The following is a 17,974-nucleotide window of genomic DNA, read 5'->3' as shown; positions in this document are numbered from 1 at the left end:
AGCAATAGTGCACGGTGGATGGGTGTCGCGCACCTGAATTAACGCCGTAGATCGCGCCACCATTCCTCGCTGATCTCACCGCTGGCGACCAGCACCGACGGCCCGCGCAGCAGGCTGGTCGCATCGGTGATGTTGACCGTGACATCCCCGCCGGGAATGCGGACGGTCAGCGTGCCGGTCTCCTGTCCTGCGCTCGCCAGCGCGGCGACGGCGGCGGCGACGGTGCCGGTGCCGCAGGAGCGGGTTTCACCAACGCCGCGTTCATGAACACGCATGCACACCACGCCGGCGGCCGGCGCGGTGAGAACCTCGACGTTGACGCCCTCGGGAAATTGCGCGTGATCGAAGCTCACCGGGGCCCCCACATCCAACGCTGCCAGCTGCTCCGGTGTCAGCCCCGGATCAAGGCATGCCAGGTGCGGATTGCCGACGTCAACGGCCACGCCGGATAACCGCCTGCCGCCAACGACGGCCTCCCCCGGCCCCAGCTTGTTGGCCTTGCCCATGTCGACGGTGACGTCGGCGTGGGTCTGATCGGCGTGGTGCACGGTAACCGGCCGCGGGCCGGCCAGTGACCCGACCACGAACTCATCGCGCGTCTCCAACCCGCTGGCTCGCAGGTAATGGGCGAACACTCGCACGCCGTTGCCACACATCTGAGCGGTCGACCCGTCGGCGTTGCGGTAGTCCATGTACCAGTCGCCCCGACTGACACCGTCGGGCAGACGGTGCAGAACACCGGCCGCCACGGCCGCATCCGCGGTGGTGACCCGCAGGATGCCATCAGCGCCCAAACCCCGGCGGCGATCGCAGAGCGCCGCAACCTGGGCGGCGGTCAGCGACAGCCGGGCCGCCACGTCAGGCAACAGCACAAAATCGTTCTGGGTGCCGTGGCCCTTGGCGAAGATCACCAGATCAGGTTACGTGCCGCCACACCCGCAGCGCCTCATCGACCATGGCGACGCGATCGGAGGGACCGGTTGCGCCGGCGTCGCACCAGTGCACTCGGTGGTCCCGGCGAAACCACGACCGCTGCCGTCGGACGTAACGGCGGGTACCGAAATAGGTCTGCTCACGTGCGTCGTCGAGTAGCTCCGCGCCGCCGCCGGCGTCGAGAGCCGCGAGCACCTGGGCATAACCCAGCGCACGCGCGGCGGTCACCCCGTCGCGCAGACCCGCGCGCAGCAACACGCGCACTTCCTCGACCAGGCCCCGCTCGAACATCGAATCGGTGCGCACCGCCAGCCGATCATCCAGAATTCGTGTGTCGCAATCCAACCCGATAATCGCGGTGCCCCATTGGGCGGCGCCGATGCGCGGCGCGGATGCGGCGAACGGCTGCCCGGTGAGCTCGATGACCTCGAGCGCGCGCACGATGCGGCGACCGTCGGTGGGCAGGATCGTGGCGGCGGCGGCCGGGTCGCGCCGAGCCAGTTCGGCGTGCAGCTCGCCGACCCCGAGTTCGGCCAGACATTCTTCCCATCTGGCCCGCACCGCCGGATCGGTTGCCGGAAACGACCAGTTGTCGAGCAGCGACTGGACGTAGAGCATGGAACCGCCCACCACGATCGGCACATGCCCGCGCGCGATGATCGCCTCGATGTCGGCCGCCGCCGCCTGCTGGTAGCGGGCGACGGTCGCCGTTTCGGCGACGTTGAGGACGTCGAGTTGATGATGCGGGATGCCACGGCGCGCTGCGACCGACAGCTTCGCGGTGCCGATGTCCATGCCGCGGTAGAGCTGCATCGCGTCGGCGTTCACGATCTCCGCGGGTACCTCGCCGGCCAGCCGCTCGGCCACGTCGAGCGCCAGTTGCGACTTTCCGCTGCCCGTCGGGCCGATGATCGCCAGTGGTCTCATGGCTGCCAGACACCGACGAAGCACCCCACACCGAAGGGTGCCCCGCGATAGAGCTCCGTGGCCGATCGGGGCCCGGCACCGCAAAGGCCGGCCAGCACCTGGAACGCGGGTCGCCCGAGCACTCGTTCGGGCAACCGCGCCAGGGCGGCGACGTCACCGCCGGCCAGCGCGTCGTCAAGGAGCAGTTGGGCCGGGGCGCCGGTGGGGTCATAGCCGCCCGGCGCGCTTGGGGTCAACGTATTGACGCCGTCGGCAACGACGAGCACACCGACCGGATCGGCCGTCCGGTCGATCTCGGCGCGCAGTAGCTTGCCCTGCACCAGTGCGTCTTCGGATTCCCGGCCGTGGGCGTAGACCTGGATTTTCGCGGTGGCGGCGGGCCGTATCTGACCGCGAACCCAACCCGCCAGCAATGCGCAGAGCGGAAGGTCGGACGGCGGACCCGGTTGCTCGCCAAGCGCTGGGGCAAGGCGGACCTGCACGTCTACCCCGAAGCCCGCAAAAGTCCCGACCGCGTCGGGGCCGGCTACCTGATCTTCGGGGCCGACCCCGATGCCAACCCAGTGGTTCGGCAACGAGCTCGCCGCTGCGACCACCGCCGACCTCAGGTCGGCCACTTCGGCGCCGGCCAGTCCGGTCAGTTCGGGGACAAGCACGGGCGCGGACGGGATGATCGCGATGGCGCTCAGCACGTCACCAAACTAGTGTCTCGGCGCGCGCCGGTTCGACCGGTTGGGGCTAACCCGCCGGCGCCCTGCGCAACCGGTCGGTCTGCACGTCGTCGTCGGCGGGCCCGAAGTGCATGGTGACCGCCCGGTGGGGCATCGTTGCCGGAATATGGCCACTCTCGACCGCCTCTTCGGCCACCTTCTCGGCCTCTCCGCGGGCCAGCGCTATCGTCGCGACGAGCACCAGGACCACGCCAAAGGCCACCACGACAAGCCCGGGGCCGGTGGTATCGAGTGTTTCGCCCAGGACGACCATGCCCAGCACCGCGCCCATCAATGGTTTGGCCACCACCACCGTCGGCAACGAGGCGGTCAACGTGCCCGCGCGAAACGAGGACTGCTGGAAGATCATTCCGCCCAGCGCGGCGGCGATCCAGACATAGAACTCCGGCGCGCGAAACAGTGCGCCGGCTCCCCCGCCGACCACTTCGACGACCGCCTTGGTGAGCACGGCGAACAGCGCCAACGAACACCCCGAGACCACCGCCAGCAGCACCGCGGCCACCGATCCTGACCAGATCCGTGCGCCAAGCACACAGAACACCATTACCGGGCCCAGCACCGAGGCCACCACCATCCAGGTCGCCAGCGAACCACGCGACACGCCGACATCCGGGTCGCCAACGATGACCACCACCGCCAGCGAAACGGCCAACAGCACAGCCCAGGTCCACTCCCAGCGTGTCACCCGGCGCCGAGTAACACGGGCGTATATCGGCAGCGCGAACAACAGCGCCGTCACTTGCAGCGCCGACACCAGCACCACCGATCCCAGCGTCAGGGCGGCGGCCTGCAGCAGATAGTTCGCAATCGCGCCGAGGGCTCCCAGCCACCAGCGCGAGTCGCGCAGTGACAGCCAGAACAGCTCCAGGTGGCCCACCTGTTCGTCGGTGATCTCCTGAGCGGAACGCTGACGCGTCACGTTGCCCAGCGCGGATGCGAACGCGGCACCCAGCGCGAGAACAGCCGCGATCTCCGTCGTCGTCATGGCCAACCTCCTCGCCAAAACTCGCCCTCGGGAAACCGTTCGTACATCCGGTATCCATTACCCGTTTTGGTGGTGTTCTCAACCAGGCTTACCCCGCCGGGCTGGCAACTAGCTGGATTCGAACCGATCCCAAATACCCACCGTGCACCCACCTAACAGCGGCAACTCTTTAGGAAGCTATGCAGAACCTGTGTGCCAGATGTGTTTCGGTTCACACGGCTACGGCATGGCAAGCTGGCCGGCCGCGTTGAGATTGTCGGCGGGCGCCATCATGGCGGCTTCGTCGCGAGCCAGCGCCACGGTGGCCACGATCACCACGGCAACGGCAACCAGCAACACAAACACGCCCAAGTCGCCGGTCTGTAGCACCTCGTCGAGCACCGTGACCCCCAACAGCGAAGCAATCACCGGCCTGGCCACGGTGATGGTCGGCAATGACGCGGTCAACGAGCCGGCCCGCAGCGATGATTGCTGAAGCATCAGACCGATCGGCAGCACCGTCATCCAGGCGTAGAACTCGGGGGCGCGCACTAGCGGCCCGAAGCCGGTGCCGATGAGCGCGACAACGCCTTTGGTAAACACCGTGAACACGGCCAGCACAGCGGCCGAAGAGACCGCCAGTAGCACCGCCGACAGGGCACCGGAGGTGACCCGCGCCGCTACCACGCAGACCACCAAGGCCGGAATCATCACCGCGGCAACCACCGCCCAGGTCGACAGCGGGGCGCGCGCGTGGCCAGCCGTGGGATCCCCTGCCGTCACGATGACCGCCACCGCGCCGGCCAGCAAGATCGCCCACATCCACTCTCGAGCGGTGATCCGATGCTGAGTAAGCCAAGAATCGATCGGCAGGGCGAAAAGCAGCGCGGTCGCCTGCAGCGACTGCACCAGCACCACAGACCCCATGGTCAACGCGATGGCCTGCAGGGTGAAGCTGGACAGAGCCGCGGCGCTGCCCAGCCACCACTGACCATGGCGTAGCGAGAGGTGCAGCAGCGTGAAGTGACCAACCTCGTCCTCGGTGACCTGCTGCGCTGACCGCTGCAGCACCACGTAGCCGACCCCGGCCAGCAGCGCCGCGCCCAGGGCGAGCGACGCCGAGACTTCGACATTGGCCATTTGGTGCCCTCCCACCGCATTCAGCTGCAAGCTGTCTGCGTAAACCTTCCGTTAGGCAGTTGTTCAATAATGACCCGTGTGTGCTGGTTAAGCATCTCAATCGCGCGATCCCATAGAAATGGTTGCCTCACACGGGCGTCGGGCCGCGCATTTCGCAGCCGACCGGTCGGCCGCGACACCAGCTGGACGGTCCGCACGCCAGCAGCCGCGCACACCCGATCACCGCAATTCACAAAATCGATCGGGGCGCCGGCTATGCCGATCCGACCTGCCCAAATTCCCGCGCGAGCACACAGCGCAACTAACGGAACGGTTGCAGCTATAGGACGGATGCTGCAGTTTTGGTGCGTCCACAATGGTGAGCAATTACCGTCATGGTTGCTAGACCGGGGTATGCGGTCGGCAGGTCGGCCGGTGAGTGTGGCTTGCCGGTGCGATTACCCGCTGGTTTGAGGAGTAGGCGATGAGCGCCTCCGCGCGACGCTCGCGAGTAGGTACCCGCTTCGGGCCCTACTACCTCAAGCGACAGCTTGGCACTGGCGGCATGGGCGAGGTCTACGAGGCCGTGGACACCGTGAGACAGCGCGTGGTGGCACTGAAGTTGATGTCGGAGTCGCTCAGCCACGATCCCGTGTTTCGCATGCGGATGCAGCGTGAGGCCCGCAACGCGGGCAGGCTGCAAGAGCCGCACGTGGTGCCCATTCACGATTACGGTGAAATCGACGGGCAGCTCTACCTGGACATGCGCCTCATCGAGGGCACCCACCTGGCGCTGCTGCTGGAACGGTTCGGTCCGGTGACACCCCCGTGGGCGGTGGCGCTGGTGCATCAGGTCGCCTCCGCATTGGACGCCGCCCACGCGGCCGGCGTGATGCATCGGGATGTGAAACCGGAAAACATCCTGGTGACCCAGGATGACTTCGTCTACCTGGTGGACTTCGGGATCGCCAGTGCGGCGACCGACGAGAAACTGACGCAGATCGGCAGCGCGGTGGGGACCTGGAGGTACATGGCCCCGGAGCGGTTTTCCGACGCCGAAGTGAATCAGCGTGCCGACATCTATTCGCTGACCTGCGTGCTCCATGAGTGCCTGACCGGAACCCCGCCATATCGGGCGGACAGCGCAGGCATGTTGATCACCGCGCATCTGATGGCGCCCATCCCGCGTCCCAGCCAGCTGCGGCCCGGTATCCCCGCCACGTTCGACGCGGTGATCGCGCGCGGAATGGCCAAACGCCCGGAGGACCGCTTCGCAAGCGCGGGCGAACTGGCTGCGGCGGCGCACCAAGCGCTCAGCGCACCGCACCAGGCTCAAGAATTTCGCATCCTCAAACGTAGTGAGGAGGCCGGTGGCCTGCACACCGACGCCGCGGCAGAGGCCGGGATCACCTTTGCAAGCCCGTCGACGGCGTCACCATCGGCACCCACCCCGGTCGCATCGACTTCGCAGCCCGACCTGAGGATCTCCGGGCCCCTGTCGATTCCGTCATTCCCCACATCGGAAGCCAACGTCCCGTTATTCGACGCGAGCACGAGTTCTTGGGGCGATCTGACGGCCGCACCACCGCCACAGGCACCCCCGGCGCCCCTGACACCCCCGACTCCCCCAGTTCCCCCGACGCCCCCGCAACCGCCGAAGCAGACGAGCGACACATCACCGTCGGGCCCAGGCCCACACTCCTTGGCCGCACGCCTGCGCAACCCGTGGATGCTGCTCGGCGCCGCCGCCCTGGTGGCCCTGATCGTCTTCGCCGCCCAGGGCATCTGGCTCAGCTTCCGGCCGAAGTCCGAGTCCGCTTCCACCAGCCCGTCGACGGCTTCGCCCAGCGCGCCCTCGCCGGCGTCGGCGGACGCGCTGGCCCGCCTACTGAGCACGCTTCCACTGGGTTACGCACCGGGCACCTGCCGGGCCTTTCTGCCGGCCAAGGACTCGCTGGCCAGGGTCACCTGCGACAAGAACGTCGACCCTGGGGGCCCGTCCCGGGGCGTGTACACGCTGTTCGGGGAAACAGCGACGCTGCGCCAGTATTTCGACGGCCTGCTGCGCACCGACATCATGGTCGACTGCCCAGGCGAGAAGAAGTCACCGACCGCCTGGCACCATCCCGATAGCCCACAGGTCGGCGGCATGATCTTCTGCGCGATCCAGGAGGGCAGTCCCTCGGTGGTGTGGACAAACGAAGCCCAGTTGATGATCAGCGTAGTCCAGGGCGATCCGCGGGGCCCCAACCTCGAAGAGCTCTACAGCTGGTGGAAAAAGCACTCGTGATAGCCGGCCTCGTTTGTGAAACTGTCCAGATGGGCAGTTGACCAACACCGACCAAGGTGTCGGTGTATGGCGGGGCAAGCTGCTTCAATACTGTTGGAACTGTTAGAACCGGTCTGTGCCCTCTGGTGAAGCCGTCGGCCCCATCAGAGCTGCAGATCGGATATTGGGTGCCGCTTCGCGCGGCAGGTGCGCGGGATACGGACCGCGCAGAGGGTGCAAAGGGTAGGTGACGAGCGCATGACGGCTGACGAACCCCGCGGCAACGATTTGCACCCGACGGTTTCGGGCCCCGGCCCACGGCCGGGACCGCGGCCGGGACCCAGGCCCGGCCCCAGGCCCTCGCCCCGACCCGCTGCCCATCCGGTGGTGGTATCCGCGCCCAGCGATCCCCACCGGTTCGGTCGTGTCGACGACGACGGCACGGTCTGGCTGATCACCACCGCCGGCGAGCGCATCGTCGGGTCCTGGCTGGCCGGGGACGCCGAGGCCGCATTTGCGCATTTCGGCAGGCGTTTCGACGACTTGAACACCGAGATCACGCTCATGGAGGAGCGGCTGGCCGCCGGCACCGGAGACGCCCGCAAGATCCGCGCCAACGCCGCAGCGCTGGCCGAGACACTGCCGACCGCGTCGGTGCTCGGGGACCTCGATGCGCTGGCCACCAGGCTGGCCAGCCTGTGCGAACAGGCCGACAGCATGGCCGTCGCCGACCGCACCAAACGAGACGAACATCGGGCCGCCCAGACCTCGCGCAAAGAGGCGCTGGCCGCCGAGGCTGAGGAACTGGCCGCCAACTCGACCCAATGGAAGGCCGCCGGCGACCGGCTGCGCGCGATCCTCGACGAATGGAAGACGATCAGCGGCCTGGACCGCAAGGTCGATGACGCGTTGTGGAAGCGCTACTCGGCGGCCCGTGACACCTTCAACCGTCGACGGGGCTCCCATTTCGCCGAACTCGACCGTGAGCGATCTGGGGTCAAGCAGAGCAAAGAGCGGCTCTGCGAGCGCGCGGAGGAGTTGTCCGACTCCACGGACTGGGCCCCCACCAGCGCTGAATTCCGCAAACTACTCGCCGAATGGAAAGCGGCGGGACGCGCCAGCAAGGACGTCGACGACGCGTTATGGCGTCGTTTCAAAGCCGCCCAGGATGCCTTTTTCACCGCGCGCAACGCCGCTACCGCGGAGCGAGACGCCGAGTTCCGCGCCAATGCCACCGCCAAGGAGGCCCTGCTCGTCGAGGCGGAGAAGCTCGACACCACCAACCTCGACGCCGCGCGAGCAGCGCTTCGCACCATCACCGACAAGTGGGACGCGATCGGCCGGGTGCCCCGCGAGCGCACCGCCGAATTGGAGCGTCGGTTGCGCGCGGTCGAGAAAAAGGTGCGCGAAGCCGGCGAATCCAATTGGTCGGATCCACAGGCTCAAGCGCGCGCCGAGCAGTTCCAGGCCCGAGTCGAGCAGTTCGAACAGCAAGCCGCCAAGGCAGCCGCGGCGGGAAAGACCAAGGAAGCCGAACAGGCAAAAGCCAACGCCGAACAGTGGCGGCAGTGGGCGGCAGCCGCGGCCGACGCGCTGACCCGCAAAACCTAGTCCTGGTCTTTTTCGGCCGCGGTCCCGTCTGACTCATCGGGTGTGTTGAAGCTGTCCAACAAGGTCTGCGACTGTTGTTCGGCGACCACGCGACGACGCTGCTCTTCCGCGGCAAGCTGCACTATCGTGCGCTGCCACACCACCCGTGCCCAGTGAAACGTCAACAGGATCACCGCGATCCAAGACACGATGAGCCCGACGCCCGGACCCGGTTGACCCGCGGCCACGGTCTGGCGCGACCACACCGCCAACAGCCCGGTGCCACTGGCCAACGCCGAACCCGCCAGGGCCACCCACGCCAGCGTCCAGCGTCGTGTCATCAACGCCAGCATCGAGAAGCCCACGCCGAATACCAGTGTCAACCAGGCGAACACCTGCGACGGCAGCGTCACCGCGGCGTCGGTGGCCCCATTGCTGCTGAACAGCACATCCCATCCGCGCACGTTTCCGGTGTGCGGCAGGATGAACGACCCCAGCAGCACGAACACGAGGATCGCGACGACCAAAGCTCTGGCGCCGGGGTCGATCTCACGCGCCACCCGGCGTTCTGCCGCCTCGATTTCAGACCGGTAGGCGTCGAAATCCGCCACGTCAACCTCTCCGTTCATTGCGGGTCACCCGCGCTAGATCCAGCCCCGTCCGCCGATCCGCATCCGCCCGCCGATCCGCATGGGGTGGCTTCGGCCGCAACGGGAACCACGGGCCGCCCGATGCCGGGCATGCCCAGCCCGATGCCCCGAACAGTCTGTCCGTCGGCGTGCGCGTCACCGGCACGGGTACGGCGGTGGGCCAGAATGCCCCCGTCGGCAATCAGGTGGTGCGGAGCGGCGTCGGTGACCTCCACGGTGACGATGTCGCCGGGGCGAACCGGCCCGTCACCGGCGCGGAAGTGAACCAGGCGCCCATCGCGCGCCCGGCCGCTCATGCGCGCCGTCAGGGTGTCCTTGCGTCCTTCTCCGGTGGCCACCAGCAGCTCGACGCGCTGTCCGACGATGGCCTGGTTGCCCTCCAGCGAGATTTGCTCCTGCAACTCGACGAGCCGCTCATACCGTTCCTGCACAACAGCTTTGGGCAACTGCCCGTCGAGTTCGGCCGCCGGGGTCCCGGGGCGCTTGGAGTACTGGAAGGTGAACGCGGCCGAGAACCGGGCCTGCCGCACCACATCAAGGGTGGCGGCAAAGTCCTGTTCGGTCTCACCCGGGAATCCCACGATCAGATCCGTGGTGATGGCCGCGTGCGGCATGGCAGCCCGAACCCGCTCGATGATGCCCAGATAGCGTTCGGCACGGTAGGAGCGCCGCATCGCGCGCAACACCCGATCCGATCCGGACTGCAGGGGCATGTGCAGGGCGGGGCACACGTTGGGTGTTTGTGCCATGGCCTCGATGACGTCATCGGTGAACTCGGCCGGGTGCGGCGAGGTAAACCGGACCCGCTCCAGCCCGTCGATGTCTCCGCAGGCCCGTAGCAACTCGGCGAAAGCGCCCCGGTTGCGCGGCAGTGCGGGGTCAGCGAAGGAGACGCCGTAGGCGTTGACGTTCTGCCCCAGCAGGGTGATCTCGACTACACCGGTATCCACCAGCGACTGGACCTCGGCCAGGATGTCGGCCGGGCTGCGATCGATCTCTTTGCCGCGCAGCGACGGCACGATGCAGAAGGTGCAGGTGTTGTTGCAGCCGACCGAGATCGATACCCAAGCGGCGTACGCAGACTCGCGGGCGCTCGGCAGCGACGACGGGAACTGCTGCAGCGCCTCGGCGATCTCCACCTGGGCCACCCGGTTGTGCCGGGCGCGGTCGAGCAGCGCGGGCAACGACCCGATGTTATGGGTACCGAAAACCACGTCAACCCAGGGCGCTTTGCGCAGCAGCGCGTCGCGGTCTTTCTGGGCCAAGCAACCACCGACGGCGATTTGCATGTCCGGACTGGTGCGCTTGCGCGGGGCCAGGTGGCTGAGGTTGCCGTAGAGCTTGTTGTCGGCGTTTTCCCGTACCGCGCAGGTGTTGAAGACCACGACATCGGCATCGGTGCCCTCGGCCGCACGACGGTAGCCGGCGGCTTCGAGCAGGCCCGCCATTCGTTCGGAGTCGTGGACATTCATCTGGCAGCCGTAGGTGCGGACCTGATACGTGCGCGCCGACATGGGCTCAGCATCATCGACCGGGCCGGCAGACCCGGCGCCGTGCGCCACCGTCGAAGTCACGGGGCCATGGTACGGCGGCCGGCTGGCCGACAGCGTGTCGGCCGGTGGCCGAGCCCCTCCCGGACGGAGTCGGGCTAGACCCGCCGGCGATCTCGTTCGGCGGCCAGTTCTGCGACGACCACCTCGCACGCCACAGTCTGGCTGTAGCCACGACGCGCCAGCATCGCCACCAATCTGCGGGTCACCCGGGCGTCATCCTCGGTCAGCTTTTCGCGCCTGAGCTTGGTCCTGACGAGTTGCTCGGCCCTGCCTCGCTCGGCACCCGCGTCGAGTCCGGCCAGCGCGGTGCCGATCACATCCTGGTCGACCCCCTTGGCCTGCAGCTCAGCGGCCAGTGCGCGCCTGCTCTTTCCCGCATTGGCCCGACGGGATTGCACCCAGTCCGCGGCAAAGTCGGCGTCGTCGACCAGACCTACCGCGGTAAGCCGATCCAGCACGCGATCGCCGACGTCCTCGGGGTAGCCACGTTTCGCCAGCTGACCGGCCAACTCTGCCCGAGTCCGGGATCGCGCGGTGAGCAGGCGCAGGCATAACGCCCGCGCCTGCTCTTCGCGAGATGGCTCAGAAGTCGACGGGGGCGGGAAGGACACCGTCATCAGTCACCACTGCACCGATACCGAGCTTTTCTTTGATCTTCTTCTCGATCTCGTTGGCCACTTCGCCGTTCTCCAGCAGGAAGTTGCGGGCATTCTCCTTGCCCTGCCCGAGCTGTTCGCCCTCGTAGGTGAACCACGCACCGGATTTCCGGATGAAGCCCTGATCCACACCCATATCGATCAGCGAGCCTTCCCTGCTGATACCCCTGCCGTAGAGGATGTCGAACTCGGCCTGTTTGAACGGTGGCGAGACCTTGTTCTTGACGATCTTGACCCGGGTGCGGTTGCCGACCGCATTGGTGCCGTCCTTGAGCGTTTCGATCCGACGCACATCCATGCGCACCGACGCGTAGAACTTCAGCGCCTTTCCCCCCGTCGTCGTCTCGGGTGAGCCGAACATCACCCCGATCTTGTCGCGGAGCTGGTTGATGAAGATCGCCGTGGTTCCCGAATTGTTCAATGCGCCAGTCATCTTCCGCAGCGCCTGGCTCATCAGCCGGGCCTGCAGGCCGACATGGCTATCCCCCATTTCGCCTTCGAGCTCCGCGCGTGGCACCAGTGCGGCCACCGAGTCGATCACCACGATGTCGAGCGCCCCCGAACGGATCAGCATGTCGGCGATCTCGAGCGCCTGTTCACCGGTGTCCGGCTGGCTGACCAGCAGGGAATCGGTATCGACACCAAGCTTTTTGGCGTACTCGGGATCCAGCGCATGCTCGGCATCGATGAATGCCGCGACGCCGCCGGCGGCCTGGGCGTTGGCCACCGCGTGCAATGCCACGGTGGTCTTACCCGAGGATTCCGGGCCGTAGATCTCGATCACCCGGCCACGTGGCAGACCGCCGATGCCCAGGGCGACATCGAGTGCGATGGAGCCGGTCGGGATGATCGAAATCGGTTGCCGTACCTCGTCGCCAAGGCGCATCACCGAACCTTTGCCATAACTCTTCTCGATCTGGGCCATCGCCAGTTCGAGTGCCTTTTCGCGGTCGGGAGCTTGCGCCATCGTGCCTCTCCTATAGTCGGTGTTCGATGACCGGTATCGGTCGGTTGGCTGTGACACTAAAGAAGGCCACCGACAGATCGCGTCTTCGAGTGATGACCACAGTAGCCGAACATCTGTTCGATTCAAGTTTCGACACGCCGCGTGTGGCAATATCGGCTACCGATGGACGCATGAACATCTCCGCCGAGCTGGCCGAAATCGCCTCCTACGGAGGTTTTTTCGGGCTGACCGTGGGCGGCGACCCAACGGGATGGCATCCGGTCACCCAGGCCTATGCCAACGGGTTCTCGGACTTGATCGACGCCACCATCGAGCGCTATGGCGCGCCAGAGGTGCGAATCGGCGCATCCCTGGTGCATCTCGGCCATGCCGCCCGGCTGTGGTCACCAGTGCTCGCATGCGTCTTGAGCCAGGGCGTAGTTCCCGACCTGACCAACCTGCAGCGTGCCGACAACGCCGCGCTGCTGCGGCTGCCCGAACCCATCGGTGAGCCCGCCGCACCGTCCCCGGAATTGTTGTATCGCGTCGTCATCGAGGACCACATGGAACCGTTCGCAGCGGGCCTGCGCGCCAAGTTGGCGCCCGCGCTGCTGTCCGGCAACATCGCGTCGGCGCTCGTCGGGGCGTCACGCGCGCTGATCTCGGCGCGACCGGACTTGCGCCAGTCCGTAGCCAGCACCACCGCCGAGTTGCTGAGCATGGGCCGCCTGGCCGGATCAGGGGTGATCGCAGGCGCCGATCTGAGCTTCCGGCGCAACAGTTGCTGTCTCTACTACCGCCTGCCCGGCGCGGGGAAATGCGGCGACTGCCCGCTTTAGCGGGCGCCTAGATCACCACTGCTCACGGGGAACATCGAAGTCAGCGCACAACGCCCGCCACACGTCGCGAGGCTCCACACCCGCCTCGATCGCCTGGGCTGCGGTCCGGCCGTCGAAGCCCGTCAAGACGTGGTCGACCAGAACCGATGCGCCGTAGGCGGCACCAAACCGCAGCGTGATCCGCTCGTGAAACTCTGTCAGCCGCACGCCAGCCAACATACTGGGCCGGCCAGCCAATCCGGTCATCCCGCAAGCGCCAGCGCTTCGTGGCAGACCTGCACCGGATCGGCCACGTCGGCAATGCTGGCGGCGGCCCGTTGCGCCGCCTCCCGGTAACCGGGCGACGACAGTACCTCATTCACCGCGGCCGCCAGCGCATCAGCGCCCAGCGGCCGGATCAGCCGAGCGCTGCCCTGGCGTACCACGCGATTGGCTATCTCCCACTGGTCCCCGCCGCCGGGAACCACCACCAGGGGCACCCCGGCCAGCAACGTCTTGGAGACCATCCCATGACCGCCGCCGCAGATCACCACGTCGGCGTGGGTCAACAGCTCGGCCTGGCTGCCCAGGCCGACCGCCGCCCACGACGGTGTCACCAGATCGTCGCCGCCGAGCCGGGAGACCACCAGCCGCGATCCCGACGGCAGCGTGTCGCCCGGAATCAGCGACTCCAGCGCAACTTCGGCCAGTCCGGCGGTTCCGGACAATGCCGTGGACGGCGCGATGACCAGCACCGGACCCGAACCGGCAGGGACTTTCAGCAGCTGATCGGTCGGTTCGAAGTGCAACGGGCCAACCACGATCGCCTCGGCAGGCCAGTCCGGACGCGGCACCTCAAGGGCGGGCAGCGTGGCGATCAATCGCCGCAGCGGGCCCGGATCATGTTCTGCCAGGCCGATCTCGGCCCGCACGGCGGCGCGCTGTCGCAGGCCCGCACGCCAGGACCGCGCCGTCAGCGCCCGCATGGTGGTGTCGCGCAGCCGGCCGCGAATTCCGGTGCCCGGCGCCAGACCGCTGCCGATCGGCGGCAGGCCTTTCGACGGCCGATACAGCGGATGCGGGTTGAGCTCGATCCAGGGGATCCCCAACCGCTCGGCCGCCATTCCCCCGCAGGCGGTGATCACGTCGGACACCACCAGGTCGGGCGCCAGGTCGGACAGCGCCGGAGCGTTGAGCAGGGCCATCTGAGCGGCCCTGCGATGAATCCTGGCACCGGCATCCAGATCCTCGTCGGTGGCGACCAGCCCCGCCAACTCAATCGCGTCAACGCCGGCTGCCCGAGCGGTATCCAACCACTCCACGCCGGTCAACAGCGTCGGAGTATCGCCGGCCGCCAAAAAGCGTCGGCACAGCGCAATCGCGGGAAAGGAATGCCCGGGATCCGGCCCGGCGACCACTGCGATACGCACCGCCCTACCCTGCCACAGCGCCCAGCCAGTGCCCAGCCACCGCAGTCGCCCCCGCTCGCCTACGCTGGCAACCATGACCGAGCTGACTCAAACAAGCACCGACAACATCCGCACGGTCGAGGGCTTTCTGAGTGCGCTTCAGGACGCGGACTACGAAGCGGCGAACGCGGTCCTAGACGACCACCTGGTGTACCAGAACGTCGGACTGCCGACGATCCGTGGCCGGAGCCGGGCGATGCGGCTATTTCGCCAGATGGACGGGCGCATGGGGTTCGAGGTGAAGATCCATCGCGCCGCCGCCGATGGCGCCGCCGTACTCACCGAACGCACCGATGCATTGATTCTCGGCCCGCTGCGAATTCAGTTCTGGGTCTGCGGCGTGTTCGAGGTGCACGACGGGCGCATCACGCTGTGGCGCGACTACTTCGATTTCTACGACATGACCAAGGCATTGCTGCGCGGGGTGGCCGGCGCGGTGATCCCAGCGCTGAAGGCACGCATGTAGGTGCACACTTAGCGGCGCGGTAACCCACCCAGTTCGTCGAAGGCCTGCGCCCAGCCGGCCAGGCGATCGGTAGCTCCGACCAGTTCGTGGCGGTAGCGCTGCTGCGACACCGCCTCGGCCACGGTGGCACCGTTGGCCGACGAAACCAATTGCGCTGCCGCGGTCACCATCTCGTTGTACTGACGCACGCCGGCGCCTAGTTGGGCGGTAAAGGCATTGATGGTGGGCACCAGTTGGCCACGCGAGGATTCCGAATACTGCGCCGCCCGCTCCATCGATACCACCTGGGCAGCCGTGGCGGCCATCGCCGCGGCGCTGTGGTTGGCCGCATCGGTCAGGTCCTGGATTTCGGCCGCAGGTACCAGCGCACCCCGTTCCATTACACCCAACAGCGAAAAGAATCCACGTTCGGAGGCGCCCAGGGCGGCCATCGCGGGGCGGGCGGCCGAACCCATCGGCGGCAACCGCCGGGTGGTGGTCGGCCGCTGTGACGGCAAGGGCTCCGACCGCAGCCAGTAGTAGCGGAAGAACAGCAACGTCGCGGGAATCACCTGCACCACCGCGATCGCTCCGGTGATCTGCAGCAGCAACGCGAACCAGCCCCACGCTGCCAGCACCGCCGTCACCGCGGCCCAAAAGACGCAGCCGGCGCTGAAGATCAGCGCCCACCGCAGCGCGCGGCGGCGGCGGCGCAGCTGGCGAGCTCGCGGATCGGTGGCAGCGCTGATCTTGCGGGCGGCGAAGTCGGACAGATCACCCACGAAGTCGAGGCCCCGCTGCAGCAACGCACGCCGCTGGCCGCGCTGAGCCGACTTCACCGCCATGTGAGACTCTCCGCCCTACTGCTGACCAAAAGGTTTCTCTGCGACCGCCCCACCGGTTTCGGCGGCCCCAGTGGCGCCGGGAGTGGCTGCGCCCCCCGCCGGCAGCGACTCGCCGCGCATCGAGGCCCGGATCTGTTCCAGCCGGGAATGACCGGCCATCTGCACGCCGGCCTGCTGAACTTCGAGCATGCGGCCCTGCACCGAACTTTGGGCGAGTTCGGCCTGACCGAGTGCGGTGGCATACCGGCGTTCGATCTTGTCCCGCACCTCATCGAGGCTGGGGACGTTGCCGGGGGCGGCAAGCTCACTCATCGACCGCAGCGATGAGCTGACCTGCTCTTGCATCTTTGCCTGCTCCAGCTGGCTGAGCAGCTTGGTGCGTTCGGCGATCTTCTGCTGCAGCACCATCGAGTTCTGCTCGACTGCCCGCTTGGCCTGAGCCGCGGCATTGAGGGCCTGGTCGTGCAGCGCTTTGAGGTCTTCGACGCTCTGCTCAGCGGTCACCAGCTGGGCGGCAAACGCCTCGGCGGCGTTGTTGTACTCGACCGCCTTGGCCGCGTCGCCAGCGGCGGTGGCCTGGTCGGCCAGCGTCAGCGCCTGACGCACGTTGACCTGTAGCTTTTCGATGTCGGCCAGCTGGCGGTTGAGGCGCATCTCCAGCTGGCGCTGGTTGCCGATCACCTGTGCGGCCTGTTGGGTCAGCGCCTGATGGGTGCGCTGGGCTTCCTCAATAGCCTGCTGAATCTGCACTTTGGGGTCGGCGTGCTCGTCAATCTTGGAGTTGAACAGCGCCATGAGGTACTTCCACGCTTTGACGAACGGATTGGCCATCGGTTAGCTCCGCCTTCGTTTCTTGTGGGCTGGGTGGTCCCGGGTAGGGCCCGATTGAGCTCAGCACACTTACCCTGCCGCTCAATTTAGTGGGTCCGGGCCGATCTCCCCACCCGTGATCCCATAACTGATCGACACCAGATCGGCTGCGCCGCGCTCAGGCCACCGCCAGCGACGCTACCTGGGGAATGACCAATCTAGTGCCGGCATCGATGGTGGCTCCGGTCGGCGCGGTCTGGATCGCGCGTTCTTCACGCGCCATCCGCTCACCCGCACCGATGAGCACCTCAGACAGCGGGACCTGCAACGCGTCGCAGATCGCATTGAGCAATTCGCTGGACGGCTCCTTGCGGCCACGCTCGATCTCGGACAGATACCCCAGACTCACCCGAGCGGTGTCGGACACCTCCCGCAACGTCCGGCCTTGTGAAGTTCGCTCCCCGCGCAACACGTCGCCAATGACCTCGCGCACCAATGACGCCATCGTGCTCTCCTCCATCTGCCTTCAACATCCATGACGACCAAATCACGCGCCCAAACGCGGTTCAAGCGCCCGACCAGCAGCGCCCGAGAGCACTGGTTCTTAGATGAACGCGGAGTGAGCTGGTGTGGTTCCCGCTGGCTTACGACGCGCGTTTTCCGGCACGAATTTCGCGGACGGTCGATGCCACGTAGTCGACCCCGGTCACCACCGTGAGCACGATTGCGGCGGCCATCACGACCACCGCCGCCATGTGCAGCGGGCCCGAAAGCGGCAGGACGAACAGCCCGATCGCCACCGCTTGGACGACGGTCTTGAGCTTGCCGCCCCAGCTGGCGGGAATGACACCGCGGCGGATGACAGCCAGCCGCAGCACGGTCACCCCGAGTTCGCGGGCCAGGATCAACACCGTGACCCACCACGGCAGGTCGTTGAGCATCGATAGCCCGATCAGTGCCGCCCCGATCAGGGCCTTGTCCGCGATCGGATCGACAAACGCCCCGAATTCGGTCGCCATGCCGTAGTTGCGGGCGAGCAGTCCGTCGAATCGATCGGTGATGCTGGCAACCGCGAATACCGCCCATGCCGCTATCCGGAAAGTCGTTTGGTGACCTCCGTCATAGAACAGGAGGTACAAGAAAATGGGGACCAGCACAAAGCGCAGGCCAGTCAGGACGTTGGCTAGGTTGGCAATCCCTGCGGTTCCCGGCACCTGACCTGTTTGCGGCTGCCCTGACACCGCAACAG

At 66.9% G+C, this 17,974-nt stretch carries 19 protein-coding genes; 4 read left to right on the top strand and 15 right to left on the bottom strand.

Going from position 1 to position 17,974, the window contains the following annotated elements:
* Positions 1-38: 38 nt before the first annotated feature.
* The 5 genes from dapF to CCUG20998_RS09490 form a co-directional block, all read right to left on the bottom strand.
* A complete protein-coding gene (gene dapF, locus CCUG20998_RS09510) occupies positions 39-911 on the bottom strand; it encodes a diaminopimelate epimerase (RefSeq protein WP_020728388.1) in 873 nt (290 codons plus the stop codon).
* Positions 912-915: 4 nt separating this feature from the next.
* Positions 916-1,860, bottom strand: coding sequence for a tRNA (adenosine(37)-N6)-dimethylallyltransferase MiaA (miaA, locus tag CCUG20998_RS09505; protein WP_020728387.1), 945 nt, complete (start codon positions 1,858-1,860; stop codon positions 916-918).
* The gene (locus tag CCUG20998_RS09500; protein ID WP_020728386.1) at positions 1,857-2,552 is read right to left on the bottom strand and encodes a class III extradiol ring-cleavage dioxygenase family protein; all 696 of its coding nucleotides are present in this window, start codon (positions 2,550-2,552) and stop codon (positions 1,857-1,859) included. Before CCUG20998_RS09500 ends, miaA begins: the two co-directional genes overlap by 4 nt.
* A 46-nt stretch (positions 2,553-2,598) precedes the next feature.
* Positions 2,599-3,576, bottom strand: a complete 978-nt coding sequence (locus tag CCUG20998_RS09495; protein ID WP_011741160.1) for a DMT family transporter — start codon at positions 3,574-3,576, stop codon at positions 2,599-2,601.
* A gap of 219 nt (positions 3,577-3,795) precedes the next feature.
* Positions 3,796-4,695 (bottom strand): DMT family transporter, encoded by a 900-nt coding sequence (locus tag CCUG20998_RS09490; RefSeq protein WP_012393769.1) that lies wholly within the window; start codon positions 4,693-4,695, stop codon positions 3,796-3,798.
* 463 nt (positions 4,696-5,158) lie between these two features.
* Here CCUG20998_RS09490 and CCUG20998_RS09485 point away from each other — a divergent pair, with 463 nt between their 5' ends.
* Both CCUG20998_RS09485 and CCUG20998_RS09480 read left to right on the top strand, forming a co-directional pair.
* The gene (locus CCUG20998_RS09485; protein ID WP_020724802.1) at positions 5,159-6,964 is read left to right on the top strand and encodes a serine/threonine-protein kinase; all 1,806 of its coding nucleotides are present in this window, start codon (positions 5,159-5,161) and stop codon (positions 6,962-6,964) included.
* A 237-nt stretch (positions 6,965-7,201) separates the two neighbouring features.
* Positions 7,202-8,554 carry a DUF349 domain-containing protein gene (locus CCUG20998_RS09480; protein WP_081650995.1) on the top strand — a complete coding sequence of 451 codons (1,353 nt, stop codon included), beginning with the start codon at positions 7,202-7,204 and terminating at the stop codon, positions 8,552-8,554.
* Here the strand turns inward: CCUG20998_RS09480 and CCUG20998_RS09475 are convergent.
* The 4 genes from CCUG20998_RS09475 to recA all read right to left on the bottom strand — a co-directional run bounded on the left by CCUG20998_RS09475 (position 8,551) and on the right by recA (position 12,359).
* Positions 8,551-9,162 carry an Rv2732c family membrane protein gene (locus tag CCUG20998_RS09475; protein ID WP_012393766.1) on the bottom strand — a complete coding sequence of 204 codons (612 nt, stop codon included), beginning with the start codon at positions 9,160-9,162 and terminating at the stop codon, positions 8,551-8,553. The genes CCUG20998_RS09480 and CCUG20998_RS09475 overlap by 4 nt on opposite strands.
* Positions 9,159-10,697, bottom strand: coding sequence for a tRNA (N6-isopentenyl adenosine(37)-C2)-methylthiotransferase MiaB (miaB, locus tag CCUG20998_RS09470; protein ID WP_231389698.1), 1,539 nt, complete (start codon positions 10,695-10,697; stop codon positions 9,159-9,161). The genes CCUG20998_RS09475 and miaB overlap by 4 nt, the downstream gene beginning before the upstream one ends.
* A gap of 134 nt (positions 10,698-10,831) precedes the next feature.
* Positions 10,832-11,353, bottom strand: coding sequence for a recombination regulator RecX (gene recX, locus CCUG20998_RS09465; protein ID WP_036455467.1), 522 nt, complete (start codon positions 11,351-11,353; stop codon positions 10,832-10,834).
* Complete coding sequence (gene recA / locus CCUG20998_RS09460; protein WP_012393764.1) at positions 11,319-12,359, bottom strand: recombinase RecA; 1,041 nt, start codon at positions 12,357-12,359, stop codon at positions 11,319-11,321. Before recA ends, recX begins: the two co-directional genes overlap by 35 nt.
* Positions 12,360-12,529: 170 nt before the next feature.
* Here recA and CCUG20998_RS09455 point away from each other — a divergent pair, with 170 nt between their 5' ends.
* The gene (locus tag CCUG20998_RS09455; protein ID WP_036455807.1) at positions 12,530-13,177 is read left to right on the top strand and encodes a (2Fe-2S)-binding protein; all 648 of its coding nucleotides are present in this window, start codon (positions 12,530-12,532) and stop codon (positions 13,175-13,177) included.
* Positions 13,178-13,189: 12 nt separating this feature from the next.
* Here CCUG20998_RS09455 and CCUG20998_RS09450 read toward each other — a convergent pair whose 3' ends face one another.
* Complete coding sequence (locus CCUG20998_RS09450; protein ID WP_406682451.1) at positions 13,190-13,384, bottom strand: DUF3046 domain-containing protein; 195 nt, start codon at positions 13,382-13,384, stop codon at positions 13,190-13,192.
* Positions 13,385-13,419: 35 nt separating this feature from the next.
* The gene (locus CCUG20998_RS09445) at positions 13,420-14,586 is read right to left on the bottom strand and encodes a glycosyltransferase (protein WP_036455805.1); all 1,167 of its coding nucleotides are present in this window, start codon (positions 14,584-14,586) and stop codon (positions 13,420-13,422) included.
* A gap of 73 nt (positions 14,587-14,659) precedes the next feature.
* Between CCUG20998_RS09445 and CCUG20998_RS09440 the strand changes: the two genes are divergently transcribed.
* A complete protein-coding gene (locus CCUG20998_RS09440; protein ID WP_020728378.1) occupies positions 14,660-15,091 on the top strand; it encodes a limonene-1,2-epoxide hydrolase family protein in 432 nt (143 codons plus the stop codon).
* Between the two features lie 8 nt (positions 15,092-15,099).
* Here CCUG20998_RS09440 and pspM read toward each other — a convergent pair whose 3' ends face one another.
* From pspM to pgsA, 4 genes are all read right to left on the bottom strand, one after another.
* A complete protein-coding gene (gene pspM / locus CCUG20998_RS09435; RefSeq protein WP_012393760.1) occupies positions 15,100-15,915 on the bottom strand; it encodes a phage shock envelope stress response protein PspM in 816 nt (271 codons plus the stop codon).
* 15 nt (positions 15,916-15,930) lie between these two features.
* Positions 15,931-16,746, bottom strand: a complete 816-nt coding sequence (gene pspA / locus CCUG20998_RS09430; protein WP_020728377.1) for a phage shock protein PspA — start codon at positions 16,744-16,746, stop codon at positions 15,931-15,933.
* A gap of 157 nt (positions 16,747-16,903) precedes the next feature.
* On the bottom strand, positions 16,904-17,230 hold the full coding sequence (clgR, locus tag CCUG20998_RS09425) for a transcriptional regulator ClgR (RefSeq protein ID WP_036455803.1): 327 nt from the start codon (positions 17,228-17,230) through the stop codon (positions 16,904-16,906).
* 139 nt (positions 17,231-17,369) lie between these two features.
* A complete protein-coding gene (gene pgsA / locus CCUG20998_RS09420) occupies positions 17,370-17,966 on the bottom strand; it encodes a CDP-diacylglycerol--glycerol-3-phosphate 3-phosphatidyltransferase (RefSeq protein WP_036455463.1) in 597 nt (198 codons plus the stop codon).
* Positions 17,967-17,974 lie beyond the last annotated feature (8 nt).

Source organism: Mycobacterium marinum (assembly GCF_003391395.1).
Classification (GTDB): domain Bacteria; phylum Actinomycetota; class Actinomycetes; order Mycobacteriales; family Mycobacteriaceae; genus Mycobacterium; species Mycobacterium marinum.
Note: the sequence above shows the minus strand (reverse complement) of the source record. Positions and strands in the feature narration are given on the sequence as shown.